This window comes from Burkholderia seminalis (assembly GCF_001718535.1).
Lineage (GTDB): Bacteria > Pseudomonadota > Gammaproteobacteria > Burkholderiales > Burkholderiaceae > Burkholderia > Burkholderia seminalis.
The window spans coordinates 1,719,902-1,746,166 of sequence record NZ_CP013400.1 but is presented as its reverse complement, the minus strand read 5'-3'; the positions used below and the strand labels follow the sequence as shown (position 1 = coordinate 1,746,166).

Sequence of the window (26,265 nt, the reverse complement as noted above, 5' to 3'; positions counted from 1 at the left end):
GGCCCTCAACCATGAAAAAACTTCTTGGCGCAATCGCGTTTCTGGTCGTGCTCGTCGGCGTATGGATCGTGCATCAGGGCGGCCTGTCGACGCTGATTCCCGCGCATGACGCGGCATCTTCCTCGACATCCGCCCAAAATGTCGACACCGGGCAGTCCGCGCAGACACCGCCGTCGGCGAACGTGCTGCCGGCCGGCTTCACGCCGCAGGCCAGCACGCTGAAATCGATTGCCGAGAACGGCATCGTGCGAATCTCGGTGCAGAACCCGAGCGAGCCGTTCTTCGGCGAGGACAAGGGAGCACCGCACGGCTTCAACGTCGAATTCGCGCGGCTGCTGTTCGCGGATCCGTCGTTCTCGCGCGGCGGCAAGCCGGTCGTCGTCGATACGCGCCACGAGGTCGACACGTACCCGGGCGTGCCGAAACAGCTGCTCGATACCGACGCGAAGGGGAACCATGTGGTCGACGTCGCGATGGACGGGCTGACGTTCCCGGACAACTCGCCGGCCGGCGTCGTTTATTCAGTGCCGTACGTCGACGATTTCGGCTATTCGCTGATCGTGCGGCAAGGCTCGGCGATCCGCTCGACCGACGATCTCGTCGGCAAGACGGTCGGCATCCTGAAGGGCGACCCCGACGTGCGCGCGTTCGTCACGCGCCAGTATCCGAACGTGCACTTCGTCGAGGTCGACGATTCCGATCCGGCGTTCATCGCGAAGAGCATCGACGGCCGCACGGTCGACGCGTTCATCTACGACTATCCGTTCGCGGTCAGCTCGATCAGGAATACCGACCTGAAATTCGCGGTGACCAAGCTCGACGGCTCGAGCATCGCGTACAAGATCGGCGTGCGCGCCGACGACCAGGATCTGCTGATCTACCTGAACGCCGCGATCGCGAAGCTCAAGCAGTCGCCGCAGTATCTCGACCTGTTGCGCAAATACTTCGTCAGCGACCAGACGGTGACGACCGCGGCCGCATCGGGCGAACATACGTACGTGGTGAAGGCGGGCGACACGCTGAACATGATCGCGGCGAGCAAGCTCGGCAGCGGCCAGCGCTATCGCGAGATCCAGCGCCGCAACAACCTTGCCAATCCGAACCTGATCCTGGCGGGCCAGCACCTCGTGATTCCGGTCCGGTAACGATGGCGTGACGTGAACGCGGGCGGGTGAAGGGACGTAAACGAGCGCGGCCCGGCGGAGGTGATCCGCCGGGCCGCGCGTTTTCGGGCGTCAGTGAGTGATCGACAGGAACAGGTACGCGGCGAACAGCGCGAGGTGAACGACGCCGTGCAGCACCGTCGTGCGCCCCTGGCTGAGCGTGAGCGTGCTGACCAGCAAGGTGAGCGCGAGCAGCACGGTTTCCATCGGCCCGATGCCGAGCGTGAGCGGCTGGCCGACCCAGATGAACACGGCCGCGACGGTCGGGATCGTGAGCCCGATGCTCGCGAGCGCCGAACCGAGCGCGAGGTTCATGCTGGTTTGCAGGCGGTTCGCGCGCGCGGCGGTGACGGCCGCGAGCCCTTCCGGCAGCAGCACGAGCGCGGCGATCACGATGCCGACCGCGGCCTCGGGCGCACCGAGCTTCATGACCGCATGCTCGACGGCCGGCGACAGCAGCTTCGCGAGCAGCACGACCGCGACGAGGCTCGCGAACAGCAGGATCATGCTGGTCACCGCGGTGCGGTTGCTCGGCGCTGCCGCGTGCACCGCCTCGTTCGCGCTGTCGTGCGCGGCGAGGAAGTAGTCGCGGTGGCGTACGGTCTGCACGAACACGAACGCGCCGTACAGCACGAGCGACGCGACGCCGGCGAACGCGAGCTGCGATTTCGAGAAGAACGGGCCCGGCGCGGCGTTCAGGTAGTTCGGCATCACGAGCGACAGCACCGACAGCGACGCGAGTACCGCGAGCGCCTTGCTCGCGCCGCGCCCCTGGAAGTCCTGCTCGCCGTGCTTCCATGCGCCGACCAGCAGGCAGATGCCGACGATGCCGTTGCAGATGATCATCACGGCGGCGAACACGGTATCGCGTGCGAGGCCCGATTTCTCGGGGCCCGCGCCGAGCATCACCGACACGATCAGCGCGACCTCGATGACGGTCACGGCGACCGCGAGCACGAGCGTGCCGAACGGCTCGCCGACGCGATGCGCGACGACTTCAGCATGATGGACGGCGGCGAACACGGCGCCGGCGAGCGCGGCGGCGAGCACCGCGATGACGAGGCCTTCGGCCGGCACGACGCGCGACAGCGCGAGTACCAGCCAGGCGGCAAGCGGGGCCAAGAGGGTCCAGCGCGGGAGCTGGTTGGACGAGAGCGGCATGGAGGGTTTCCTGGTGCGAGTGGCGGCGCGCGACGCGCCGTCACGGGTTGACGAAGCCCGGCCGTACTATCCGCCGAACGAGGACGATGAAACCGAAGGGGGGCAGTGCGCAATGCGCTGCCCTGGGTTCGCCGCGGTGAGGCGGCGAGGGGCGCGGGCGGGCCGAAGCCCGTCGCTGGATGAAACGGTTCAAGGCGGCCGGCCGCGGACGGCGAGGCGAGTCCACGGGACGACGCGCGGGCCGTAGGCCCGGCTCCGACCCCGCAAGGGTGGCCGGCGATGGACGGCGGTGGCGGCGTGACACGCGGTTTCCCCCTGAAATCCGGCGGTTTGTCGAATTTTATCAGGCGTTCCGGGGTCACTATCTCATATTCGAACCCTTACGTTGACCTTTCGGTTCACAAAAAGTGCCCCGATCTTTCGATTTTTTATCTTTGCAGTCTCCGTAACGGTCTCTTGCACGACACATTCGGGCACGCCCTGACATAAATCTACCGACCGGTCGGTTTATAATCGCTCGCACCTCCACTTCATGACGGATCGCAAGCGATGGCTGTTTCCTCTGCACAATCGGTGAACTCGGGCGCGCTGGCGCCGTCGGCCGTCGTCGGCGTGATCGGCGCCGGCGCGATGGGGGCGGGCATCGCGCAGGTCGCGGCCGCGGCCGGCCACACGGTGCTGCTGTACGACCTGAGCGAAGCGGCCTGCGACAAGGCGCTCGCCGGCATCCGCGCACAGTTCGCGCGACTCGCGGAGAAAGGCCGGCTCGAACCGGCGGACGCCGATGCGGCAGGCAACCGGATCCGTCCGGTGCGCGCGCTGGCCGACTTCGCGGGCGCCGCGCTGGTGGTCGAGGCGGCGGCCGAGCGGCTCGACGTGAAGCGCGAGATCTTCGCGACGCTCGAACGCCATGTCGACGACGCCTGCATGCTGGCGACCAACACGTCGTCCATTTCGATCACGTCGATCGCGGCCGGGCTGCGCGTGCCGCGTCGCGTCGCCGGCCTGCATTTCTTCAATCCGGCGCCGCTGATGGCGCTCGTCGAAGTGGTCAGCGGGCTGGCGACCGCTGCCGATGTGGCGCAAGTGCTCTACGCGACTGCCGCCGCGTGGGGCAAGCGGCCCGTGATGGCGAAATCGACGCCCGGTTTCATCGTGAACCGCGTCGCGCGGCCGTATTACGCGGAGGCGCTGCGCGTGCTGAACGAGCAGGGCGGCGCACCGGCCTCGATCGACGCGGTGATGCGCGAGGCCGGCGGTTTCCGGATGGGGCCGTTCGAGCTGATGGACCTGATCGGCCACGACGTGAACTTCGCGGTCACCGAATCGGTGTTCCGCGCGTACTTCAACGATCCGCGCTACACGCCGTCGCTGATCCAGCAGGAACTCGTGAACGCGGGCTTCCTCGGGCGCAAGTCGGGGCGCGGCTTCTATTCGTATGCGGATGGCGCGCCGGCGCCCGCGCCCGATCTCGAACCGCCGCGCGCCGCGCCGGCCGACGTCGTGCTGTTCGCGCAGGACGGCCCGGCCGCCGTGTTGCATGCGCGCTTCGCCGAACGCATCCCGGGTGCCCGGCAGGCGGGCATGCAGCAGGACGACCTGCTCGCGACGACCGGCCGCGCGTCGATCGCGCTGACCGACGGCCGCACCGCCACCGCGCGCGCCGCGCAGACGGGCGTGGCCGATCTCGTGCTCGTCGACCTCGCGCGCGATTACGCGCAGGCCGGGCTCGTCGCGCTGACGCGCGCGCTCCAGTGCGGCGACGCGGCCTATGCGGATGCGGTAGGCCTGTTCCAGCAGGCGGGCTTTCGCGTCGTCGGCGTCGCCGACGTGCCGGGGATGGTCGCGATGCGTACCGTCGCGATGCTCGCGAACGAGGCGGCCGACACGGTGAACCAGGGCGTGTGCTCGCCCGCCGATCTCGATCTCGCGATGGAAAAGGGCGTGAACTACCCGTGCGGCCCGCTCGCGTGGGCCGATGCGATCGGCATCGGCCGCGTGTTTCGCGTGCTGTCGAACCTGGCGGCGAGCTACGGCGAGGACCGTTATCGCGTGTCGCCGCGCATCGCCGCGCTGCACGCGGCCGGCCGGACGTTCCGGTCGTGATCGTCTTGCCATTTCGAACACGATAACGACATCACTCCACTGGAGGAGCACCCCGATGACTCACCCGACGCATCCCGCCGCCGCCCTCGAACCGATCGAGACCGCCAGCCGCGACGAACTGCAGGCGCTGCAGCTCGAGCGCCTCAAGTGGTCGCTGCGCCACGCGTACGACAACGTCCCGCACTATCGCCGCACGTTCGACGCGGCCGGCGTGCATCCGGACGACCTGAAGTCGCTCGCCGATCTCGCGAAATTCCCGTTCTCGACCAAGAACGACCTGCGCGACAACTATCCGTTCGGGCTCTTCGCGGTGCCGCGCGAGCAGGTCGTGCGCGTCCATGCATCGAGCGGCACGACCGGCAAGCCGACGGTGGTCGGCTACACCGCGCGCGACATCGACACCTGGGCGAACGTGACCGCGCGCTCGATCCGCGCGGCCGGCGGCCGCCCGGGCGACACGCTGCACAACGCGTTCGGCTATGGCCTGTTCACGGGCGGTCTCGGGATTCACTACGGTGCCGAGCGGCTCGGCTGCATGGTCGTGCCGATGTCGGGCGGACAGACCGAGAAGCAGGTGCAGCTGATCCGCGATTTCGAGCCGAGGATCATCCTCGTCACGCCGTCGTACATGCTGAACCTGATCGACGAGATGGTGCGGCAGGGGATGGACCCGGCCGAATCGTCGCTGAAGATCGGCATCTTCGGCGCCGAGCCGTGGACGCAGGCGCTGCGCGAGGAGGTCGAAACGCGCGTGGGCATCGACGCGCTCGATATCTACGGGCTGTCGGAAGTGATGGGCCCGGGTGTCGCGTGCGAATGCGTCGAGACGAAGGATGGCCCGGTGATCTGGGAAGACCATTTCTATCCGGAGATCATCGATCCCGTCACGGGCGAAGTGCTGCCCGACGGCAGCCAGGGCGAGCTCGTCTTCACGTCGCTGACGAAGGAGGCGATGCCGGTGATCCGCTACCGCACGCGCGACCTCACCGCGCTGCTGCCGCCGACCGCGCGCGCGATGCGCCGTCTCGCGAAGATCACGGGCCGCTCCGACGACATGCTGATCGTGCGCGGCGTGAACGTGTTCCCGAGCCAGATCGAGGAGATCGTCGTCGCGCTGCCGCAGCTGTCGGGCCAGTTCCAGATCACGCTGTCGCGCGACGGTCACATGGACCGGCTCGACCTCGCGGTCGAGCTGCGCTCCGAGGTGGCGGCGTCCGTCACCGACGGCGATCGCGCGGCGCTTGCGCGCGAGCTGCAGCACCGGATCAAGACGATGGTCGGCGTGTCGTCCGGCGTGACGGTGCTGGCGGCCGGCGGCATTCCCGCCACCGCGACCGGCAAGGCGCGTCGCGTGATCGATCGTCGCCAGGCCGCCTGATGCCGATATTTGCCGTTCACCCCGAGGAAACCTGTTCGATGGATGGATTGAAGACCCTGGCCGTCACGGTCGATGCGCGCGGCATCGCGACCGTCGCGCTGCAGCGCGGCGACGTGCTCAACGCGTTCGACGAGACGATGATCGCCGAGCTGACCGATGCGTTCACGGCGCTCGGCCGGCGCGACGACGTACGCGCGATCGTGCTGCGTTCGGACGGCCGCGCATTTTGCGCGGGCGCCGACCTGCAGTGGATGCAGCGGGCGAGCGCGAACGACGCGGCCGCGAACCTGCGCGATGCCGAGCGTTTCGCCGCGATGATGCGCGCGATCCGGCAGTGCCCGAAACCGACGGTCGCACGCGTGCAGGGCCACGCGTTCGGCGGCGGTGTCGGCCTGTGCGCGGCCTGCGATATCGTGATTGCGAGCGACCACGCGCGCTTTTCGGTCAGCGAGGCGCGCTTCGGGATCCTGCCGGCCGTGATCGGCCCGTATCTGGTCGAGGCGGTCGGCCAGCGCCAGGCGCGCCGGCTCGCGTTGACCGCGACGCAGCTCGCCGCCGCCGAAGCCGTCGCGATCGGCCTGATCCACCAGGCCGTGCCGCTCGATGCGCTCGACGAAACGCTCGACCGCACGCTCGCCGAACTGGGCCGCAACGGCCCGCACGCGCTGATGGAGATCAAGCGCTTCTTCGACGCGATCGGCGAGTATCCGCCGTCGGACGAGCGTGCGGCATTCACCGCGCAGACGATTTCCCGCGTGCGGGCGACGCCGGAAGCGAAGGAGGGCTTCGCCGCGTTCTTCGCGAAGCGGCCGCCGGCCTGGGAGGCGGGCGCCGAGTAAGGCGGCGCGACCCCGATCGGCGGCGAAACGGGCCGGTCCGCGAATTGCGTCTCGGGCGCGGGCGCTTGCTCTACAATGCGTGACCCCCGGCGCGCTGCCGGCCCAGCCCCGACCGATGCTTCGCACGATGATCGTCAACCGCCTTATCTCCGAGATCCTGTTCGGCTTCACCGGCCTGATCGGCATCATCAATCCGATCGGCATCGCGTTCCTGTTTCTCGAACGGACCGAGGCGCTCACCGAGCACGAGCGCGACCTGCTCGCGAGAAAGGTCGCGTTCAACTCGTTCGTCGTGCTGCTGGTCGCGTTCTTCGCCGGCACGCCGGTGCTGCATTTCTTCGGCATCTCGATGGAAGCGCTGCGGATCGGCGGCGGCTTCGCGGTTGCGGTGGCCGGCTGGCAGATGCTGAACGAGCCCGACGGGCCTGGCGGCCCGGGCGGCGGCGACACGCCGGTCAAGCCGATCGACGCGAACGCGATCATGACGCGCGCGTTCTTCCCGCTGACCGTGCCGCTGACGGTCGGCCCCGGCTCGATCGCCACCGCGATCGCGCTGAACGCGAACCGCACGCACAAGCTGTCGGAGTTCATGCTGTCGAGCATCGTGTCGATCGCCGTCTCCGTGCTCGTCGCGGTCGTGATCTGGCAGGTCTATAGCCGCTCCGCGCTGCTCGCGCGCTACCTCGGCAGCGAAGGGACCAAGGTCGCGAAGCGCGTGTCGGCGTTCCTGCTGCTGTGCATCGGCGTACAGATCATGCTGACCGGCTTCTCCGCGTTCCTGCAGCCGATCGCCGACCAGGCCAAGTAACCGGATCGTCCCGGTTCATCCTTTCACGCAGCCTGCACGCGTGCGCGTGCCGTACGCGTTCGCGCGGTGCGGGATACCATGCGACGTCCGGCGGATGCGCGACGCGCATGTCGCCGCAATCCCAACTTGAGTGGCGAGGCGTGCAATGGAATACGTGAAATTCGGGTCGACCGGGCTGGACGTGTCGAAGCTGGTGCTGGGTTGCATGACGTTCGGCGAGCCGCTGCGCGGCACGCACCCATGGACGCTGCCGGAAGCGGAAAGCCGGCCGATCATCCAGCGGGCGGTCGAAGCCGGCATCAACTTCTTCGACACCGCGAACATGTACTCGGACGGCACGTCGGAGGAGATCGTCGGCCGTGCGCTGCGCGATTTCACGAAGCGCGACGACGTCGTGATCGCGACCAAGGTGTTCTACCGGATGCGCCCGGGGCCGAACGGCGCCGGCCTGTCGCGCAAGGCGATCATGACGGACATCGACCAGAGCCTGAAGCGGCTCGGCACCGACTACGTCGATCTTTACCAGATCCACCGCTGGGACTACGGCACGCCGATCGAGGAGACGCTCGAGGCGCTGCACGACGTCGTGAAGGCCGGCAAGGCACGCTATATCGGCGCATCGTCGATGTTCGCGTGGCAGTTCGCGAAGGCGCTGCACATGTCGAAACAGAACGGCTGGACCCGCTTCGTCAGCATGCAGAACCACCTGAACCTGCTGTATCGGGAAGAGGAGCGCGAAATGCTGCCGCTGTGCGAGGACGAAGGCATCGCGGTGATTCCGTGGAGCCCGCTCGCACGCGGCCGGCTGACGCGCAGCTGGGACGAATCGTCGGAACGGCAGCGGAAGGACGACGTCGGCCAGCGGCTGTACGACGCGACGATCGAGGCGGACAAGGCGATCGTCGACGCCGTTGCGGCGATCGCCGCCGCGCGCAACGTGCCGCGGGCGCAGGTCGCGCTGGCGTGGGTGGCCCAGAAGCGCGGCGTGACCGCGCCGATCGTCGGCATCTCGAAGCCGCAGCAACTGGACGACGCACTCGGCGCGCTCGAGTTGAAGCTGACCGACGACGAAATCGCCACGCTCGAGCGCCCGTACGTGCCGCACGCGGTCGCCGGGTTCAACTGACCGAGCGGCCCCGCTGGCGCCGCCGCGCACCGCGTTCAGCGCGCGGCGGCGAGCATCGGGTAGGTGAACAGGCCGAAGTGGACGACGTTCAGCCCCGCATGCGCGATGGCGGCTGCGAGCAGGCCGCCGCGCCGCCACGCGAGGCCGTAGCCGGCGCCGGCCAGCGTGCCGAGCACGATCCATTGCCAGCCGCCGGCCGCGTGCGCGGCGCCGAACAGCACGGCGCCGGTCGCGAGCGCGGCCCACGGGCCCCACGAGAACGCGCGGAGCGCGCGCGTCAGCCCGCCTTGCACGTAGCCGCGGAACAGCGCTTCCTCGGCCAGCGTCACGAGCAACAGGTTGTTCACGAGCCACAGCCAGCCCGACGCCGGCCACTTGGGCGCCCAGCCGACCATGCCGAACGCGAGCGCGCCGGCCAGGCACGCGGCGGCCGTCGCGACGGCCGCCATCGCGCCGGTGCGCAGCGCGCGCGGCAGGGCGACGTCGGGCGCGACCCACGGCAGTGCCCACAGCAGCCACAGGCCGACCAGCGGCTTGTCGAGATTCAGGTACATCGTGAACGGCACGGCGTCCGGCGTGAAGCGCGTCGGGCCGATCACGAGCGGATTGTGGAACCCGGGGATCAGGTGCAGGCTCAGCGCGATCGCCAGCGCGGCAAACACGGCGTGCGCGGCGATCCGCACCGCGCGTGGGCGTGCGGGCAGCACGCCCCACGCGGCCGCGGCCAGCAGCGCGAGCGGCGCCAGCGCGAGCGCCCCGAGCTTGCCGAACGCCAGCGCGACGGCATAGCCGAACGTCGCCAGGATGATGCTCAGGCCGTGCAGCGGACGATGCCAGGCGAATGCGGCGGCCGCGAACAGGGCGAGCCAGATCGTGGCACACGGAAGGAGCGAAAGGGACATGACGGGACAGGCTTGGGTCGGACGAGACGCCGCGCATCATACAGCAGCCGTCGCGACTGCCGCCGGCGCGCGACGAACGGGTGGAGCCGGCAGCGGGCCGGGCGTCAGCGGCCGGCGGTCTCGGTGACGCCGTTGCGGCCCGGGATGTCGACGCTGTTGCGCACGCGCATTCGCCGCCGGTACCAGAACGTCCACGCCAGCAGACAGCCGAACACGGTGTAGCCGACGATCGGCGACACGACGAGCACGCGCTCGACCGGCCAGGTCATCACCATCCAGCAGCGCAGCAGCATTTCCAGCGTCATGACGCCGCCCCACACGAACGTCATCCGCCGCAGCATCTGCCGTAGCCCCGGCTGCGCGGCCCAGACCGCTTCGAAATGTGCGGCGCCGCCGTCCATCTCGCGGGCCACGGTCGCGCGGGCGAGATAGAAGATCAACGGGCGTGTGCGGAACAGCGACAGCAGGAACACGACGCCGATCGTACCCGACGCGAGCGATTCGCGCATCAGCAGCGTGCGCGGGCTGCCGCCGAGCGCCATCCCGATGATCGACAGCGCGATGCCGAGCAGCACGATGGCCGCCACCGCGTCGACGCGGCGCGAGCGGACGAATTCGACGATCGACCAGACGATCGGCGGGACTGCCGACGCGTACAGCGCGCCGGTTTCGCCGAAATGCGGTTGCGCGACCCGGTAGGCCACCCACGGCAGCACGAGGTTGACGAAGAGTTCGAGTATCAGTCCGGCTCGCGGTTTCACGGTGCGCCATTCCACGCAGGTTGGGGCGAACGCGCGACGGACGGGGTGGCCCGCGGTTGCCCCGAAAAGGGTTCGGTCCAGTATATCGAAGAATCGTGCGCGGCTGCGGCGCCGCAATCGCCGTCTGCCGCGTCCGGTCGCGTCACGCGTTGGCGACCGACGGCAGCGTGATCGTGACCGCGGTGCCTTGCAACACGGCGCTTTCCACCTGGATCGCGCCGCCATGCCGCTCGACGACGGCCTTGACGAACGCCATGCCGAGCCCGACGCCGCTGGTTTCCGGTTGTCCGGCGGTGCGAAAGCGCCGGTAACGCTCGAACAGCCGCGTCTGGTCCGCGCTGCTGATTCCGCATCCGCTGTCGCGGATCGTGCAGCGTACCGTCTTGCCGTCGGCGCCCGGCTCGACCCGGCATTCGACGCTCGTCAGCGACGCGCTGTACTTGATTGCGTTGTCCAGCAGGTTGATCAGCGCGCGCGACAGCAGGGCCGGGTCGCCCGGCACGACCGTATCGTCGCGTCGGGGCACGTCGTCGATCGACATGTGCTTGCGGTGCGCGAGCGGCCACACCGCGTCGCGGGCCTCGTTCATCAGGTCGGCGAGATTGACCGGCACGTGTTCGTATTCGCCGGCCTCGGCACGCGACAGCTGTGCGAAACCGTCGGCCATCGCCAGCGTGTGCCGCGCGATCCTGGCGATCCTCGCGAACTGCTGCTTCGTCCGTGCATCGCGCGCGTGGTCTTCCTGCGCGTCGATCAGGATGATCAGCGACGTCAGCGGCGCGCGCATGTCGTGCGAGAACAGCGTCAGCATGTCGTTGCGCTGGCGCTCGAGCATGTCGCGGCGGACATACGCGTGGCGCAACGTCTCCAGCGCATCGTGGATGCGGGCGATCTCGGGCCCGATGCCGCGCGGCATCGCGACGTGCGCCGTATCGCCGTCGCTGAGCGCGACGATCCGGCGGCCGAGCGCATCGAGCGGTTTCGACAGCAGCCGCTGCGTGCCGCGCGCGAGCGAGATCAGGATCGCGACGCTGAGCGCGGTCGCGAGCGCCGATATCGCGACCTTGATCCGGGCCGTGTCGCGGTCCGAAACGGCCTGACGCCGGGCGACGTCGATGACGCGGTCGCGCAGCAGTTCGCATGGCCGGAAATACGGGACGATCGTCCTCGAGAAGTCGGCGGCGCTCATCGCATAAGTGCCGGTCCGGCCGCTCGCGACGATCGTGTCGACGAGCGGGAGCAGGTGAGTGTCGAACGCCGCGTCGAGCTGCGCGTACTCGCGCGCGACGTCGGCATCGTCGAGCTGTGCGCCGATCGCGCCGTCGATCAGGGCGCGCAATTGCTCGATGCGCCCGCGCATCAGCATGATGTCCGCGAACTGCGCGCGATCGAGTGCCTGCCGTTTGAACATCGGCGCGATGAGCACGGAGCCCGTGCGGCCCGCGTATTCCCGGAGATCGCTCAGGAGCCGCGCCAGCAGGATCGCGCCAGACGTGCGCGGATCGCGCATTGCCGTGTCGGCCATCGCGCCGTCGATCAGCCGCGACACGGTGTCGACGACACGGAACAGGCGCGCCTGCGCGTGCTGGATATCGCGAACGGTGCGTGACGCGAGCGGTCGGGCGGCGAGCGCGTCGACTTCCGCGCGCGCATCGGCGAGCGTGATCCGGATGGCGTCGAGTGCGTGCAGCAGGTTGCCGCGCTCGCGGTCGTCGAGCGCGGCCGCCTGCCCGATGGCGGTGCGCAAGCGCGCGAGCGCCTGGTTGGAACGGTCGCGGGCGGCGAGCAGGTTGCGCAGTTTCGTCGTGTCGTCGTTCTGCGGGCGCACCAGCAGGTCGTTCGTCGGGCCGCGCTCGGCCGAGAGCAGGTTGGCGGCGACCATCGTGCCGTGGATGAATTCGAAGCTTTGCAGGTCGGCGTTTTCCTGCCGGTATTGCCGGAAACTTCCCCAGATGATCGTGCCGCACAGCACGGCCAGCAGCGTGGTGACGAGCGCGAAGCCGATATGGGTCTTCTGCTGGATCGTCAGCGTTCGAACGTTGTTTGCGTGATCCCGATGGAACGAGAGGGTCATGACACACCATGTTTGCAAGCTATCCCGGGTAGGCCGTATTGTCGGCCTGTCGGCGCCGTTGCACCGTGAGGTTCAACAGGGGCGCCGCCGTTTCGCGGCGGCACCGATCGCGGCCGGGAAGCCGCATCGCGCGTTGCACAGGATCGCCTTGCGCCACGGTCCTGTCGATACCGGGTGAAACATGGTTGATCGGGAGAAACCCTGATCGCGTGTCAGGCAGGTGGCGCGTTGTGCTTGATTGTATGGATAACGAAGTTTATTCGAAACCGTGTCCGCGTCTGGAAACGAGATGCGGTTCGCTTCGGACGGTGGCAGCGGGAAATCGGGAGAGGGCGGTCGGATGCGTCGCCCGGGAATTGGGCGACGGTCGGCCATGAAGCGGTGAGGCGCGTGCTATCAGGAAACGGCGGGCTGCACGATGATCTTCACGTTCCGGTCCTTGTGGTTGACCAGTTCCTCGAACCCGCGCGCGACGATGTCGCCGAGCGCGATGCGCCCGGTGATGAGCGGCTGCACGTCGATGCGGCCGTCCGCGATGAAACGGATCACGTCCGCGAACTCGCCGTTGTAGGCGAGCGAGCCGATCACTTCCTTCTCGGTCGACACGATGTCGAAGAAGTTGAACGGCGTCGGCTCCTCGAAGATGCCGACCATCACCGACTTGCCGGCCTTGCGGATCACGTCGATCGCGAGCTTCGCGGTGGCCGTGTGCCCGATGCACTCGAACGACACGTCGGCGCCGTAACCACCCGTCAGCGCCTTTACTTCCGCGACCGCGTCCGACGTCTTCGGATCGATGACGACGCTCGCGCCGACTTCCAGCGCCTTCTGCTTGCGCGCGGCCGACATCTCCAGCGCGATCACGCGCCCGGCGCCCGCGGCCTTCGCGCACATGATCGTGCACAGGCCGATCGTGCCCGCGCCGACCACGACGACGGTCTGCCCGACGATGTTGCCGGCCTTCTTCACCGCATGCAGCCCGACCGCGAGCGGCTCGATCAGTGCGCCGGCCTCGGTCGGGAAGTTGTCGGGCAGCTTGTACAGCAGTTCGGCCGGCACGTTGACGAATTCGGCGAACGCGCCGTTGTTCATCAGCCCGGTGAACGCGAGGTTCTCGCAGATGTTGTACAGCCCGTGCCGGCAATACCAGCAGGTGCCGCAATGCTGGCACGCATCGGCCGTCACGCGGTCGCCGACCGCGAAGCCGGAGACGCCTTCGCCGAGATCGGCGATCTCGCCGCTGAACTCGTGGCCGAGGATGCACTGGCCTTTCAGTCCCGTCAGCGGATGCGGCGCGTCGACCGGGATGAACACGGGCCCCGCGACGTATTCATGCAGGTCGGAGCCGCAGATGCCGCACCAGTGCACGCGAATCGTGACCCAGCCGGCCGGCGGGCGCTGCGGAACGGGAACCTCTTCGACGCGGATGTCGTGGCGGCCGCGCCAGACGGCGGCTTTCATGCTGCGGGCGGTGATCGGTGCCGGTGTACTCACGTTGCTGTCTCCGTCAGGTTGTCGTCGGGCGCGTGGCATGGCTGCCGCGGCGCCCGTCGCGCGAATGCGCGCTCGACCGGTATGCAGGAACGGGGCCAGCGTGGATCGGTGTGCGTTACGGTGCGCCGACGGGTGGGAAGGTGTGCGGTGCGGTATGTTTCCGTGCATTGACCGTGGATGATCCGACCGGAAGCGTGCGCGGAATTTGCTGCACCCGCGAAACGGAGGATTGCGTGAGACGCCGGGACATTCGTCTCAATGCAATGAGACGAATGGCGAGACGAACGGAGGCGTGTGGCGGGCGTCGATACGCGCTCAGGAGACGATTTCGTCCACCGCGACCGACGCGAGCGGCGTGACGCCGGCGGCACGATGCCGCGGCTGACCGGTCCCGGTCGCGGCCGGTGTGCTGACCGATTGCCACGGTCCCCGAAACGCATCGTTGCGCAAGTTACCCCTTTACTTGAAGTTAACTTCAATTTGTATCATGTGCGCCAGTCCGACTGCGGGCGCGTGAGACATCCCGTTGCGCGCGCCCGCTTCAACGGAGGTGGAGATGACCGAATCGCCTGTCGCGGCCGATGCCGCCGCGCTGCCGTCGCGCGGTTACCGGGCCGCCGTCGCGAACGTCGTGCTGGCGAGCATCGTAGCGGCGCTGCACGTCGGCAAGGCGACGATCGCGTTACCGTCGTTGCAACACGAGTTCGGTGGCTCGCTTGCATCGCTGAGCGGGATCATGTCGGTGTTTCCGTTCGTCGGCGTGTTCGGCGGGATCGCGGCCGGGTTGCTGGTGCGGCGCTGGGGCGACCGGCGGTTGCTGACGACGGGCCTCGTTTTCCTCGGGGTGTCGAGCGTCGCAGGCGCGTGGGCGGGCAGCTTCGCGCTGCTGCTGGCCACGCGCTTCGCCGAAGGGCTCGGTTTCGTGATCGTGGTTGTTGCCGCGCCGGCCGTGCTGAATCGCGTGACGCCGCCCGAGCGGCGCAATCTCGCGTTCGGTCTGTGGAGCACGTTCATGCCGGCCGGCATGGCGCTGTCGATGCTCGTCGGGCCGCTGCTCGGCGGCTGGCGCAACGGCTGGCTCGCGGCCGCGGTCCTGACGTTCGTCGCGGCGGCCGCGGTACCCGTGACGACATCGGCCGGCACGCCGTCGCGTCAGGCGGCTGCGACACGCATCGGGCCCGCGCTGCGCGACGTGCTCGGGTCGCGCTCGACCACGCTCCTGGCGCTGGGCTTCGCGACCTACAACGTGCAGTTCTTCGCGGTGATGACGTTCCTGCCGGTGTTCCTGATGCAGCGCCTCGGCGTCACGGTCGGCGCGGCGGGGCTGATCAGTGCGGCGATCGTCGCCGCGTGCGTGATCGGCAACCTGACGGCCGGCTGGTTGCTGTCACGCGGTGCGCGGCCGGGAATCGTGATGGCCGCGACGTCGGTTGCGATCGGTGCGGCCGGCGCGGGGCTCTTCGGCGCGGCGACGCCCGCGCCGCTCGCGGTCGCGCTGGGCTTCGCGTTCTCGGCCCTGGCCGGGATGCTGCCCGCGACGATTCTCGCCTGTGCGCCGGGTTCCGCGCCTTCGCCGTCGCTGGCGCCGCTCAGTATCGGCTGGGTCGTGCAGGGCAACTATCTCGGCCAGGTGATCGGGCCGCTGGCGATCGGCGCGATCGTCGGTGCGTTCGGCTGGCGTGGCGGCATCGGGCTGATGCTCGCGGCCGCCGCGGCCGGTGCGGCGATCGGCGTGGCGTTGCTGCGCGAACCGCTGGGCCGGCGCTGAGTGCGCCGGTGCCGTTCAACCTGCACGGAAATTCGTCAAGCATGCTCAACACCCTGGAAAGCCCGACCTGCGAAGAAGACGTGTCGTGCGACGCGCCTGCATATGGCGAGCACGAAGCGAGGCCGCCGCGCGATGGCGTCGTCGCCCAACCGTTCGTGACGATCGGCCGTGCGTCGGGGCCGGAGCACGCGGCGGCGGTTTCGCCGTTGCGTCCGCAACTGTTCGTCACGGTGCTGGAGGCCGGTGACGACGGCCTGCTGATTCGATGGGTCGAGAGCGGCCGTTGCCATTACGGCGAACAACGCTGGCGTTTGCGCGTCGCGCTGCAGCCGGGCCGCTGCGCGATCTCAGGGCAGCCGATCGCGCCGGGCGAGCCCGTGTTCCGGCCGGTGCGGCGGCCCGTGCCGGCCAATGGCGATGAGATGATCTGCCCGGCGTCGGTGCCGGGCGCGGCCGCCGCGACGCGCGACGTGGCCGCGGGGCACGACGACGCGCACGACTCGGCCGACGTGCTCGACTGAGCGGAACGCCGGCCGGCCGCGAATCCGCGTTACTTCTTCAGATCGTGCCGGTACTGGATGAACCCCGAATTGTTCGCGAGCTTGTCGTACAGCGCGCGCGCGGTCGTGTTGGTTTCGTGCGTGAGCCAGTACACGCGGCTCGCGCCGGCTTCGCGGGCGCGTGCGTAGACGGCCTCGATCAGCGCGCCGCCCGCGCCTTGCCCGCGCGCGTCGGGGGCCGTGTACAGGTCCTGCAGATAGCAGTACGGCCCTTCGGTCCAGCACGAACGGTGGTAGATCGAATGCACGATCCCGACCAGCTTGCCCGACGCGTCGAAGGCGCCCAGCACGAACATCGGTTCGGCCGGATCCATCAGGCGTGCCCACGTCGTGGCGAATACCGCATCGCTCAGCGCGGTGTCGTAGAACTTCTGATAGCCCTGCCACAGCGGGCGCCACGCGGCTTCGTCGGCGGCGACGAGCGGGCGTACCGTGACGCGCGTGGCGTCGTTCGCACGGCTGGCCGCGTCGCGCGCGCCGGCCTGCGCGTGGCGGATCGCGGTGAGCGAGCGGCGCTGGTTGCCCTGCGCGTCGAAGTTGTCCGGTGCGAGCCACGCTTCGAACGCGGCGCGCACGTCCGGCCATTCGCCGTCGACGATCGAGAACCAGGCGGTGTCGCGATTGCGGCCCTTGTAGACGATCGCCTGCCGGAACGTGCCTTCGTAACGGAAGCCGAGCCGCGCGGCCGCCTTGCGCGACGGTTCGTTGAGGTCGTCGCACTTCCATTCGTAGCGCCGGTAGCCGAGCGTGTCGAACGCGTACTTCATCAGCAGGAACTGCGCTTCGGTCGAGACCGGCGTGCGCTTGAGCAGCGGCGAGAACGTGACGGAGCCGACTTCGATCACGCCGTTGGCCGGATCGATGCGCATCAGCGCGAGCGTGCCGACCGCGCGGCCCGTGGCGCGATCGATCACCGTGTAGTGCAGCGGATCGGCGCTCGCCTGCGCGCCGCGTGCGTAGTCGCGGTAGCTTGCCTCGTCGGTGTACGGGCCGTGCGCGAGATAGGTCCAGTCGCTGCCGTCGGGCGCTTGTGCGTAGGCGGCGTACAGGTCGGCCGCATGGCGCTCGGCGTCGAGCGGTTCGAGCCGGCAGTAGCGGCCTTCGAGCGCGATGCGCTCCGGGCGCGGGCGCGCGGACCAGTCGGGGACGGGGTGGCCGATGGATTGCTGGAAGGCGTTGGTGAGCGTGGACAAGGTCGATCTCGCTTCGGTTGGCGGCCGGCGACATGCCGGCATGCAGACGATCGTAGTCCCGGCGAGGTACCATGAGAAGCGCCAGGGATCGGCAAATTTATGGTGCCACGATCTGGCGGCCGCCAGCTTCGCGCCACTCGCCGCGCGCCACGTTCCGACATTTTCACGCTGCGATGTTCCGATGACGACTGCCTTTCCTTCCGGCGACGCGCCGTTGCTGCCGCTCGACGCACCGCTGGCGCGCGCACCGGGCGCGCCTTCGCTGCAGCGCCAGTTGCTGCGCCGCGTGCGCGACGCGATTCTCGGCGGAGCGATGCCGGCCGGCACGCGGCTGCCTGGCACGCGCGCGCTGGCGGAGACGCTCGGCGTGTCGCGCAACACGACGGCCGCGGTCTACGAGCAGCTCGTCGCCGAGGGGTTCCTGCAGTCCGACCGTCGCGGCACACGCGTGGTCGGGCTGTCGCGGCCGGCGCCGCCGCGCCGGCGAGCGGCGCCGCCGGCCGTCGCCCAGCGGCTCGGCCGGATTCGCCCGAGCCTCATCGGCGCCGGCGAGTCGGAGGGGTTCCGGCCGGGCGTGCCCGCGCTGTCGCATTTCCCGGTGGACGCGTGGCGGCACGCGATCGACCGCGCATTGCGCCGTGCCGGCCGCGACCTGCTGGCGTACGGCGACCCGCTCGGCGAGCGCGCGCTGCGCGAATCGATCGCGCGCCATCTGGCCGTGACGCGCGGCGTGCGCTGCGATCCCGAGCAGATCGTGATCACGGAAGGCGCGCAGGGCGCGATCGCGCTGTGCGCGCAGCTGCTGACCAACCCGGGCGATACGGTGTGGGTCGAGGAGCCCGGCTATCGCGGCGCGCGTACGGCGATGCAGGCGGCCGATCTCGAGGTCGTGCCGATGCCGGTCGACGCGGAGGGACTGCGCGCGGAAGCGGACGACTGGCGCGAACGGACGCCGCGCCTCGTCTACACGACGCCGTCGAACCAGTTCCCGACCGGCGCCGTGCTGTCGATTTCGCGCCGGCTCGCGCTGATCGATGCGGCGCGCCGGCATCGCGCGTGGATCATCGAGGACGACTACGACAGCGAATTCCGTCACACCGGCGAGCCGATCGGCGCGATGCACGGGCTTGCTCCCGATTCGCCCGTCGTTTATCTCGGTTCGTTCAGCAAGACGATGTTTCCGGCGTTGCGGATCGGTTTTCTCGTGCTGCCCGAGGCGCTGTTGGCCGCCGTGCGACCGGCGCTGCCGGAGATGCTGCGCGGCGGGACGCGTCACGTGCAGCTCGCGCTGGCCGATTTCATCGAGACCGGCGAGTACGGCCGGCATCTCGGGCGGATGCGCCGGCTGTATCGCGACCGGCGGCGTTTGTTGCTCGCCGCGCTCGACAGCAGCCTCGGCGTGCCGCACCAGGTGGAGGGCGGGCCGTGCGGGCTGCATCTCGCGTTGCGGATGCCGGCGCGCTATCGCGACCGCGCGATCGTCGACGCGGCCCGCGCGCACGGCATCGGGCCGTTTCCGCTGTCGGGCTTTTCGATCGACGCGGGGCGGGCGGGCAACGGGCTCGTGCTCGGGTTCGGCAATACGTCGGCCGATGCGTTCGAGCCGATGTTGAGGATGCTGTCGGCGCTCGCGGAGCGGGTGGCCGGGAGTTGATTCGTTGCCGGACTTGTGCGGATTGACGAACCGCGCACTTTGTCCGGAACGAACGCCATCGCGGCTCCGCGCCCGCCGCCCCATCCGGCATACGGGTTTCGATTCATCTGTTCGAACAGGCCGCGTGGACTATAAATGGATGCGTGTACCGGTGCTTGTCGGGCGCCTGCGCGTTTCGCGCAGGCCGGCGCCGCGACTGCCGGGGGAGGTGCACCGTGGTTTGCCAGACGCTTGCTCGCGCCGTGCTTCGCACCGCGTTGATCGGGGGCGTGCTTGCCGTTTTTTCGCCGCCGCCCGCTGCCGTTGCCGCCCCCCTCGCACCGCCCGCCGCGCCACGCGCGATGAAGCAGCGGGCGCCCGCCGCGCCTTACGCGATGCCGGTCGATTTTCCGGCGATCGTCGACCGCTACGGTCCGGCCGTCGTGACCATCATGGCTGCCGCGCCCGACCAGCAAACGGGCGGTCCGTCCTTCGCGATGCTCGATCCCGACGATCCGCTCGCCGCATTTTTCCGGCACGACGCGCCGGCGCCCGCGCAGGGAGCGCAGGCGCCGCAGACGCCGGCACCCGATACGGCGCCGCGTGCGGTGTCGGGTAGCGGCTCGGGCTTCATCGTCAGCGCCGACGGCCTGATCCTCACGTCGGCCCACGTGGTCGACGAGGCGACCGACGTGACGGTGCGGCTGACCGACCGCCGCGAATTCAAGGCGACCGTGCTGGCCGTCGATCCGCAAAGCGATGTCGCGTTGCTGCGCGTCAGCGCGACGAAACTGCCGTTCGTGCGCATCGGCGATGCGTCGAAGGTCCGCGCGGGTGAGCCGGTGATGACGATCGGCGCGCCGGACGGGTCGGGCAACACGGTCACGGCCGGCATCGTCAGTGCGACGTCGCACCGCTTGCCGGACGGCAGCACGTTCCCGTTCTTCGAAACCGACATCTCGCCGAATCCCGACAACTCGGGCGGCCCCGTGTTCAATCGCGCGGGCGACGTGATCGGCATCGCGGTGCAGGTCTACACCGGCAACGATCGCTACGCGAGCATGACGTTCGCGATTCCGATCGCATTCGCGGCAAAGGTGCGCGCGCAGTGGCAGGCGCAACAGCAGACACAGATGCAGGCGCAACAGGCTCAGGCGTCCGCCCCCGGGGCGTCGCCCGGCAACGCGTTCGGCGTCGACGTGCAGGACGTCGGCGTCGGGCTGGCTGCGGCATTCGGGCTGCCGCGCCCGGCGGGCGCGCTCGTCAATGGCGTCGCGCCGGGCTCGCCGGCCGCCGCGGCCGGTCTGAAGCCCGGCGACGTGATCGTGAAGTTCGGCGACAAGGCGATTGGCCGTTCGGCCGAACTGAACGACCTGGCCGCAGCGCTGCCGCCCGGCGAGAAGGCGCCGCTGCGCGTGATCCGCAACCGCGCGCCGGTGATGCTGACGATCACGGGCGCCGATGACGCGGCCGGGAACGCACCGGCCGCGACGGCGGGCATGGCCGCGCCGAAGGCTGCGGCACGATCGGGCCCGGGGGCGGGCGACCGGGGCGACCGGCTGGGACTGACGATGCACGCGCTGAGCGACGACGAGCGCCGTTCGACGGGGCTCGCGGTCGGGATGATGGTGGACGCGGTGCACGGGCCGGCCGCGAGCGCGGGCATCCAGCCGGGCGACGTCGTCCTGGAACTCAACGACACGCTGCTCGAGACGCCGGACGACGTGCAGTCGCTCGAAGCGAGCGGCGGCAACGTGATCGCCGTGCTGATCCAGCGCAACAACGCGCGGAAGTTCGTGTCGGTGCGCGCGCGTTAGGGCGTTGACGCGGCCGGCGTCGTTCGCCTAACATCGTCCGATATCACGGGCGGTCTGCCCGGCATTCAGGAGCCATTCGGCATGAAAACGGCTTGCTTCATCGTCGTAGTCCACAGGCGCAGGGTCCGGTAGCGGCACCGCGCCGGCACCCATGCGCCCCCGACTCGTTCGGGGGTTTTTTTTTGCTTTGCGCACGGCCGTCGGGCACGTGCATGGAGGGCATCCGCTTGTCATCGAACCCGCCGATCGATTCCGCCCCGGCGTCGCCGCGACAGGCGACGCTGATCCTGCTCTGCGCGCTCTCGGTGCTGCCGCTGAGCCTGTTCCTGCCGTCGTTGCCGGCGATCGCGCGCGACCTGCGCACCGACTATGCGCTCGTCGCGCTGTCGCTCGGCGGTTACGCGGCGGTGGCCGCGTTGCTCGAGTTCGTGATGGGACCGCTGTCGGACCGGTTCGGGCGGCGGCCGGTCGTGCTGACGAGCGTCGGCATATTCGCGCTCGGTTCGCTCGGCTGCGCGATGGCGACCGATGTCCGCGTGTTTCTCGCGTGCCGGGTGATGCAGGCGGCGATCACGTCGGTCTACCCGGTGTCGATGGCGACGATCCGCGATACCGGCGGCGGCGCGCGCGCGGCGAGCCGGATCGGCTATGCGGCGATGGCGGCCGCGTTCGCGCCGATGCTCGGCCCGACGCTCGGCGGCGCGCTCGACCAGGCGGCCGGCTGGCGGGCGAGCTTCTGGCTGCTCGGCGCGGCCGGCATCGCGCTGTTCGGCTGGTGCGCGTTCGATCTCGTCGAAACCCATACGCAGCGTTCATCGAGCTTCCGGCAGCAGCTTCGTGCCTATCCGGCGCTGCTGCGCGCGCGCCGTTTCTGGGCCTATGCGCTTTGCATGGCGTTCTCGACGGGCGCGTTCTACGCATTCCTGGCCGGCGCGCCGCTCGCCGCGAAAACGCTGTTCGGCATCCCGCCGGCGGAGATCGGCTTCTGCATGGGGACGATCACGGCCGGTTTCGTCGGCGGCAGCTTTCTGGCCGCGCGTGTCGCGCGCCGCTACGCACTGGCCACGACGATCCTGTGCGGACGCGTCGTCGCGTGTGCGGGGCCGCTGATCGCGCTTGCGCTCGTGTTCGGCGGCGCGACGCGTGCGCTCGCGTGGTTCGGCCCGTGCGTGCTGGTCGGCATCGGCAACGGGCTGACGAATCCCGGCGCGCATGCCGGCGCGGTGTCGGTGCGCCCGGAGCTGGCGGGCACCGCGTCGGGGCTGGCCGGTGCGATGACGATCGCCGGCGGCGCCGCGTGGTCGTCGCTGACGGGCGCGGTGCTGACCGCCGGCAACGCGGGTTACGCGCCGCTCGCGATGATGCTGCTGTCGACGGCGATCGCGCTGGCGGCCGCGATCTGCGTGAGGATATTCGATGCGCGGGACGCCGCACGCTGACCGCGGGTGCGGCCCGGTACCTTGGCGCGACCGATTGGCGGACAATCCGTCGAATACCGGGAGACGATGCACCCTCCGCGAGCCGTATTCGCCGACGCGCGAACGGTGCTTGGGCGAGGAAGCGATGAGCGATTTTTCAGATTTCCAGCGGGACATTGCCGATGCCGCGAGGGCGACCTTCAAGGCGCTGCGGGCGTTGCACCCCGACGAACATTTCTACGCGTTCGCGCTTTATACGGACAGCGGCGCGATGACGGTGGTGCCGGCCGCCAATTCGATCGAGGGGCTGCGCCGGATCCGCGCGCAACGGGCGATCGCGGACGACGATCCGGCGCCGTGGTGCACGTGGGGCTCCGCCGAATGGGCGTACGAGGCGGCGGAGGCCTCGCCGTTCAACGCGATCTGCGGCAGGCTGGCCGACGAAGTGCTGAGCCCGCGGTTCGTCCAGTCGCGATTCGCGGCATTCTCGCGGCAACTGCAGACCGACATGATCGAGGCATTGCGGCTGCTCGACCGCGAGGGCCTGTTCGGTACGGGCGAGGACAGGGCGGCCATCACGCTGTTCGTGTCGATCAGCGACGACGACGCGGCCGAGGCGCTGGAAAACGCATCGGCGAAAGCGCTGAATCCGCCGGCCGTCGCCGACGCATTCCTGCGCCGTTACGGCTGACCGGCATCGGGATACCGCACGGCGGCCCGGACGGGCGGCCGCCGTGCGTGCCGCATTACGGCTTCGCGCCCACCACGAATTCGAACGTCGCGACGCCGTCGACGCCGCCCGTCACGCGGTCGCCCGGCTGCAGCGCGCCGACGCCGGCCGGCGTGCCGGTGAAGATCAGGTCGCCGGCCTTCAGCTCGACCGAACGCGACACGTAGGCGATGACGTCGGGCACGGCCCAGATCATGTCGGCCAGATCGCCTTGCTGGCGCGTGTCGCCGTTCACGGCGAGCCAGATGCGGCCCGTCGCCGGGTGGCCGGTGGCCGACGCCGCGCGCAGGGCGGTCACGGGGCCCGACGCGTCGAAACCCTTCGCCCAGTCCCACGGGCGGCTCAGCTTCTTCGCCTCGGCCTGCAGGTCGCGGCGCGTGAGGTCGACACCGACGCCGTAGCCCCAGACGTGCGACAGCGCGTCGGCCGGGTCGATCGACCGGCCGTCCTTGCCGATGGCGACCACCAGCTCGATTTCATGATGGAGGTCGTTCGTCAGCGGCGGATAGGCGACGGTGCCGCTGGCCGGGACGATCGCGTCGGCCGGCTTCGTGAAGAAGAACGGCGGTTCGCGGTCGGGATCGGCGCCCATTTCGCGGGCATGGTCGGCGTAGTTGCGGCCGACGCAGAATACGCGGCGCACCGGAAAGCGCGCGGACGACTGGTCGACTTCGACGGAAGGACGCTCGGCGGCGTCGATGACATAGGCGGACATCGGATGGCCTCGTTCGGTGGGAAGACGGATACCGGTGCCCGTGCGGCGCCCGGGTCGGCATGCGTGCAACGATACCCGACGCGCGGGCGGCCGGATGCGACGCAACTGCGTTTTACCGGGACAAAACTACGTGTCGGCGGCCGCCGGCGCATCGTCGCCGTCCGGGAGCGCGGCGTTCGCGTCGCGGTAGGCCTTCGGCGACACGCCGACGCGCGCCCGGAAGCGCCGCGCGAAATACCCTTCGTCGCGGAAGCCGACCGAGCGCGCGATGTCCGCGATGCGCCGGCTCGTGTGGGCCAGCAGCGATTGCGCGAGCGCGATCCGGCGCTCGGTCACGAGATCGGTGAACGTGCTGCCGGTTTCCTTGCGGATCAGGTGCGCGAGATAGTTCGGCGACAGGAACGCGGCCTCGGCGGTCGCGGCGAGCGTCAGGTCCTCGCGGGTCAGGTTCGCGCGGACGTGCCGCAGCACGCGCGCGAGCGCGTCGCGCCGGCCCGCGCGCTGGGCGCCGCGCTGCGCGAGCTTGTCGAGCGCACCCGCATACTGCGTGCAGACGAGCCCGATCAGCTGCAGCAGATAGCCGCGCAGCAACGTGGTCGAGCCGAACGTGCGCACGCGATCGGTGTCGAGCATGCACAGCGCGAGGCGGCGTGCCTCGTCGAACGTGTCGCCGGTCAGGATGAAGTCGAGATGCTCCTGGAAGCGGAACGGCGTCAGCTCGGGGAAGCGGTGTGCGGGCACGTCCTCGAGATCGAGCGGATCGACGTCGAGATCGGCGCGCAGGAACGCCTGGCTGAAGTTGATCACGATGAAATGCGCGCCGTCCGGATGCGGGATCAGGTGCTCGCGGTGCGGCAGCACGAACGCGAGCGCGCCGCGCGGAAACGGCCGCGTGACGCCGCCGATCCGTTGCTCGGTGTCGCCGCCGAGGTTGAACTGGATCTGGAAATACGCGTGCCGGTGCGGCTCGGTGATCGCCTGCCGCGACGCCTGGTCGCGGATGTAGAAGTCGAGCCGGTCGCTGCGTTCGGGCATCCCGTACAGGCGCGGCGGGGCGGTGGAGGGCATGAGGGATTCTGCTGTGGATGACGCGGTTGAGCCGCGATGGTACAGCGAACCGGGCGCGGCCGGAACGTGCGGGCGCGTGGCGGCGCGGCGATCAGGCGTCCGGATGGAAGCCGAGATAGCGGGCGTGCGGCTCCGTGCCGCGGGCGGCGAGCATGCTCGATGCACCGACCGACACGAGCGTTTCCACCGTGGGCGCGCGGTTCGACACCAGCGTCCATTCGATTGCGGCGCGGGTTTCGGCCGGCAACGGGGTGCGCAGGTCGGTCAGCGCGGCGAGCAACGCGGCGGCCGGCGGCGCATGAACCATGAAGCCTTCGTTGGCGACGGCCGCGGTGTCGATGCCCAGCGCCGCGCACAGCCGCGCGCGCAACGGCGTCTCGGCTTCGCTCGCCGCGCGCGAGCGTGCGATGGTCTCGTGCGTTGCCGCGTCCACGAGCATGCCGCCGCGGACCAGCGGCGCGCGCTGCCACGCGTCGGGCGGGCATTGCTTGCCGCCGGGCATCAGCGGCACGAACGGATTGACTTCGGCCGGATAGATCCGGCACACGAGCGGGCGTTCGTCGTAGATCCCGCAGCGCAGGTCGTCGCGCAGGTTCGGGCACGGGCCGGCATGCGACGCGGTGAGCACGGCCGTGATGCGCACGGGCAGCGAACCGCTCGTCGCGGGCGTCGAACGCGCGCGCTTGTAGGCAGCGAACGCGTCGCCGGGCTCGGGTTCGACGGGCCACGGCATCGCGTCGCACAGCAGTTCCACGTGGCCGCCGCGTTGCAGCCATGCGATCGCCTCGTCGAGCGTCAGCGGAATGCGCAGGTCGCGGCAGCATGCGCCGCATCCGGTGCAGGCAAAGTCGAGGTCGGTCGAGGTGGTATTCATGAGGGGATGGCGGGGACATCGGGCGGGACGCGAGGCATGGCGAAGCCGCCGGTGATTGCGTTCATCGGCCGAGCAGCGGTGCCACGCGGCGGCGGAGTTCGGGCACGACTTCGGCGTCGAACCACGGGTGGTGCTTGAACCACGCCTGGTTGCGCGGCGACGGATGCGGCAGCGGCACCACGCCGGGGCCGTAGTCGCGCCACGCATGCACGGTGTCGGTCAGCGTCGCCTGGCGCGTGTCGCGCAGGAAATGCCGCTGCGCGTACTGGCCGACCAGCAGCGTCAGGCGGATCGACGGCAGTTCGGCCAGCAGCCGGTCGAGCCACAGCGGCGCGCACTCCGGGCGCGGCGGGTTGTCGCCGCTCGCGCCGCGGCCCGGATAGCAGAAACCCATCGGCACGATCGCGAAGCGCGCTTCGTCGTAGAAGGTGTCGGCGTCGACGTCGAGCCAGCCGCGCAGCCGCTTGCCGCTCGCGTCGTCCCACGGGATGCCGCTCGCGTGGACGCGTGTGCCCGGCGCCTGCCCGACGATCAGGATGCGTGCGTCGCGATGGGCGCGCACGACGGGGCGCGGGCCGAGCGGCAGGTCGGCTTCGCAGGCACGGCACGCGCGGATTTCGGTGAGCAGCACGTCGAGCGGCGCGCGCGTACGTTTCGGCATCGATTCGGATCGGGGA

The 26,265-nt window shown here is 69.7% G+C and carries 22 protein-coding genes; 12 read left to right on the top strand and 10 right to left on the bottom strand.

Going from position 1 to position 26,265, the window contains the following annotated elements; translation table 11 throughout:
• Nucleotides 1–11 precede the first annotated feature (11 nt).
• Nucleotides 12–1,145 (top strand): transporter substrate-binding and LysM peptidoglycan-binding domain-containing protein, encoded by a 1,134-nt coding sequence (locus WJ12_RS28495; protein ID WP_034187871.1) that lies wholly within the window; start codon nt 12–14, stop codon nt 1,143–1,145.
• A 90-nt stretch (nt 1,146–1,235) separates the two neighbouring features.
• On the opposite strand, the gene WJ12_RS28490 is transcribed toward WJ12_RS28495, so the two are convergent.
• On the bottom strand, nt 1,236–2,324 hold the full coding sequence (locus WJ12_RS28490; protein ID WP_034187870.1) for a calcium:cation antiporter: 1,089 nt from the start codon (nt 2,322–2,324) through the stop codon (nt 1,236–1,238).
• A gap of 549 nt (nt 2,325–2,873) precedes the next feature.
• On the opposite strand from WJ12_RS28490, the gene WJ12_RS28485 reads away from it, so the two are divergent.
• From WJ12_RS28485 to WJ12_RS28465, 5 genes are all read left to right on the top strand, one after another.
• The gene (locus WJ12_RS28485; RefSeq protein WP_059556628.1) at nt 2,874–4,430 is read left to right on the top strand and encodes a 3-hydroxyacyl-CoA dehydrogenase; all 1,557 of its coding nucleotides are present in this window, start codon (nt 2,874–2,876) and stop codon (nt 4,428–4,430) included.
• A gap of 55 nt (nt 4,431–4,485) precedes the next feature.
• Nucleotides 4,486–5,808 carry a phenylacetate--CoA ligase PaaK gene (paaK, locus tag WJ12_RS28480; RefSeq protein ID WP_059556627.1) on the top strand — a complete coding sequence of 441 codons (1,323 nt, stop codon included), beginning with the start codon at nt 4,486–4,488 and terminating at the stop codon, nt 5,806–5,808.
• 38 nt (nt 5,809–5,846) lie between these two features.
• On the top strand, nt 5,847–6,647 hold the full coding sequence (locus WJ12_RS28475) for an enoyl-CoA hydratase-related protein (protein ID WP_059556626.1): 801 nt from the start codon (nt 5,847–5,849) through the stop codon (nt 6,645–6,647).
• Nucleotides 6,648–6,774: 127 nt separating this feature from the next.
• The gene (locus tag WJ12_RS28470) at nt 6,775–7,455 is read left to right on the top strand and encodes a MarC family protein (RefSeq protein ID WP_034191227.1); all 681 of its coding nucleotides are present in this window, start codon (nt 6,775–6,777) and stop codon (nt 7,453–7,455) included.
• Nucleotides 7,456–7,600: 145 nt separating this feature from the next.
• Nucleotides 7,601–8,581 carry an aldo/keto reductase gene (locus tag WJ12_RS28465; RefSeq protein ID WP_059556625.1) on the top strand — a complete coding sequence of 327 codons (981 nt, stop codon included), beginning with the start codon at nt 7,601–7,603 and terminating at the stop codon, nt 8,579–8,581.
• 35 nt (nt 8,582–8,616) lie between these two features.
• Here the strand turns inward: WJ12_RS28465 and WJ12_RS28460 are convergent, their stop codons facing one another.
• The 4 genes from WJ12_RS28460 to WJ12_RS28445 form a co-directional block, all read right to left on the bottom strand.
• Nucleotides 8,617–9,483, bottom strand: a complete 867-nt coding sequence (locus tag WJ12_RS28460) for a CPBP family intramembrane glutamic endopeptidase (RefSeq protein ID WP_059556624.1) — start codon at nt 9,481–9,483, stop codon at nt 8,617–8,619.
• A 104-nt stretch (nt 9,484–9,587) separates the two neighbouring features.
• Nucleotides 9,588–10,244 carry a VC0807 family protein gene (locus WJ12_RS28455; protein ID WP_034191647.1) on the bottom strand — a complete coding sequence of 219 codons (657 nt, stop codon included), beginning with the start codon at nt 10,242–10,244 and terminating at the stop codon, nt 9,588–9,590.
• Between the two features lie 142 nt (nt 10,245–10,386).
• Nucleotides 10,387–12,318, bottom strand: coding sequence for a sensor histidine kinase (locus WJ12_RS28450; RefSeq protein ID WP_059556623.1), 1,932 nt, complete (start codon nt 12,316–12,318; stop codon nt 10,387–10,389).
• Between the two features lie 396 nt (nt 12,319–12,714).
• Entirely contained in the window at nt 12,715–13,779 is a 1,065-nt protein-coding gene (locus tag WJ12_RS28445) for a 2,3-butanediol dehydrogenase (protein WP_034191231.1), read from the bottom strand.
• A gap of 589 nt (nt 13,780–14,368) precedes the next feature.
• Here WJ12_RS28445 and WJ12_RS28440 point away from each other — a divergent pair.
• Both WJ12_RS28440 and WJ12_RS28435 read left to right on the top strand, forming a co-directional pair.
• Complete coding sequence (locus WJ12_RS28440) at nt 14,369–15,580, top strand: MFS transporter (RefSeq protein ID WP_059556622.1); 1,212 nt, start codon at nt 14,369–14,371, stop codon at nt 15,578–15,580.
• Between the two features lie 41 nt (nt 15,581–15,621).
• Complete coding sequence (locus WJ12_RS28435; protein ID WP_059556621.1) at nt 15,622–16,101, top strand: DUF3331 domain-containing protein; 480 nt, start codon at nt 15,622–15,624, stop codon at nt 16,099–16,101.
• A 29-nt stretch (nt 16,102–16,130) separates the two neighbouring features.
• On the opposite strand, the gene WJ12_RS28430 is transcribed toward WJ12_RS28435, so the two are convergent.
• Nucleotides 16,131–17,333 (bottom strand): GNAT family N-acetyltransferase, encoded by a 1,203-nt coding sequence (locus WJ12_RS28430; protein ID WP_059556620.1) that lies wholly within the window; start codon nt 17,331–17,333, stop codon nt 16,131–16,133.
• A gap of 181 nt (nt 17,334–17,514) precedes the next feature.
• Here WJ12_RS28430 and pdxR point away from each other — a divergent pair, with 181 nt between their 5' ends.
• From pdxR to WJ12_RS28410, 4 genes are all read left to right on the top strand, one after another.
• Nucleotides 17,515–18,987 (top strand): MocR-like pyridoxine biosynthesis transcription factor PdxR, encoded by a 1,473-nt coding sequence (pdxR, locus tag WJ12_RS28425; protein ID WP_034191235.1) that lies wholly within the window; start codon nt 17,515–17,517, stop codon nt 18,985–18,987.
• A 215-nt stretch (nt 18,988–19,202) separates the two neighbouring features.
• Nucleotides 19,203–20,783: a trypsin-like peptidase domain-containing protein gene (locus WJ12_RS28420; RefSeq protein WP_059556619.1), complete on the top strand. Its 1,581-nt coding sequence runs from the start codon at nt 19,203–19,205 to the stop codon at nt 20,781–20,783.
• Nucleotides 20,784–20,995: 212 nt separating this feature from the next.
• The gene (locus tag WJ12_RS28415; protein ID WP_059556618.1) at nt 20,996–22,222 is read left to right on the top strand and encodes an MFS transporter; all 1,227 of its coding nucleotides are present in this window, start codon (nt 20,996–20,998) and stop codon (nt 22,220–22,222) included.
• 124 nt (nt 22,223–22,346) lie between these two features.
• Complete coding sequence (locus WJ12_RS28410; protein ID WP_034191238.1) at nt 22,347–22,892, top strand: DUF4303 domain-containing protein; 546 nt, start codon at nt 22,347–22,349, stop codon at nt 22,890–22,892.
• Nucleotides 22,893–22,947: 55 nt separating this feature from the next.
• Here WJ12_RS28410 and WJ12_RS28405 read toward each other — a convergent pair whose 3' ends face one another.
• The 4 genes from WJ12_RS28405 to WJ12_RS28390 all read right to left on the bottom strand — a co-directional run bounded on the left by WJ12_RS28405 (nt 22,948) and on the right by WJ12_RS28390 (nt 26,249).
• Nucleotides 22,948–23,646, bottom strand: a complete 699-nt coding sequence (locus WJ12_RS28405) for a fumarylacetoacetate hydrolase family protein (RefSeq protein ID WP_046548002.1) — start codon at nt 23,644–23,646, stop codon at nt 22,948–22,950.
• Between the two features lie 126 nt (nt 23,647–23,772).
• The gene (locus tag WJ12_RS28400; protein WP_059556617.1) at nt 23,773–24,714 is read right to left on the bottom strand and encodes a helix-turn-helix transcriptional regulator; all 942 of its coding nucleotides are present in this window, start codon (nt 24,712–24,714) and stop codon (nt 23,773–23,775) included.
• 91 nt (nt 24,715–24,805) lie between these two features.
• The gene (locus WJ12_RS28395) at nt 24,806–25,588 is read right to left on the bottom strand and encodes a YkgJ family cysteine cluster protein (protein WP_059556616.1); all 783 of its coding nucleotides are present in this window, start codon (nt 25,586–25,588) and stop codon (nt 24,806–24,808) included.
• Between the two features lie 61 nt (nt 25,589–25,649).
• Complete coding sequence (locus WJ12_RS28390; RefSeq protein WP_059556615.1) at nt 25,650–26,249, bottom strand: uracil-DNA glycosylase family protein; 600 nt, start codon at nt 26,247–26,249, stop codon at nt 25,650–25,652.
• Between the last annotated feature and the right edge of the window lie 16 nt (nt 26,250–26,265).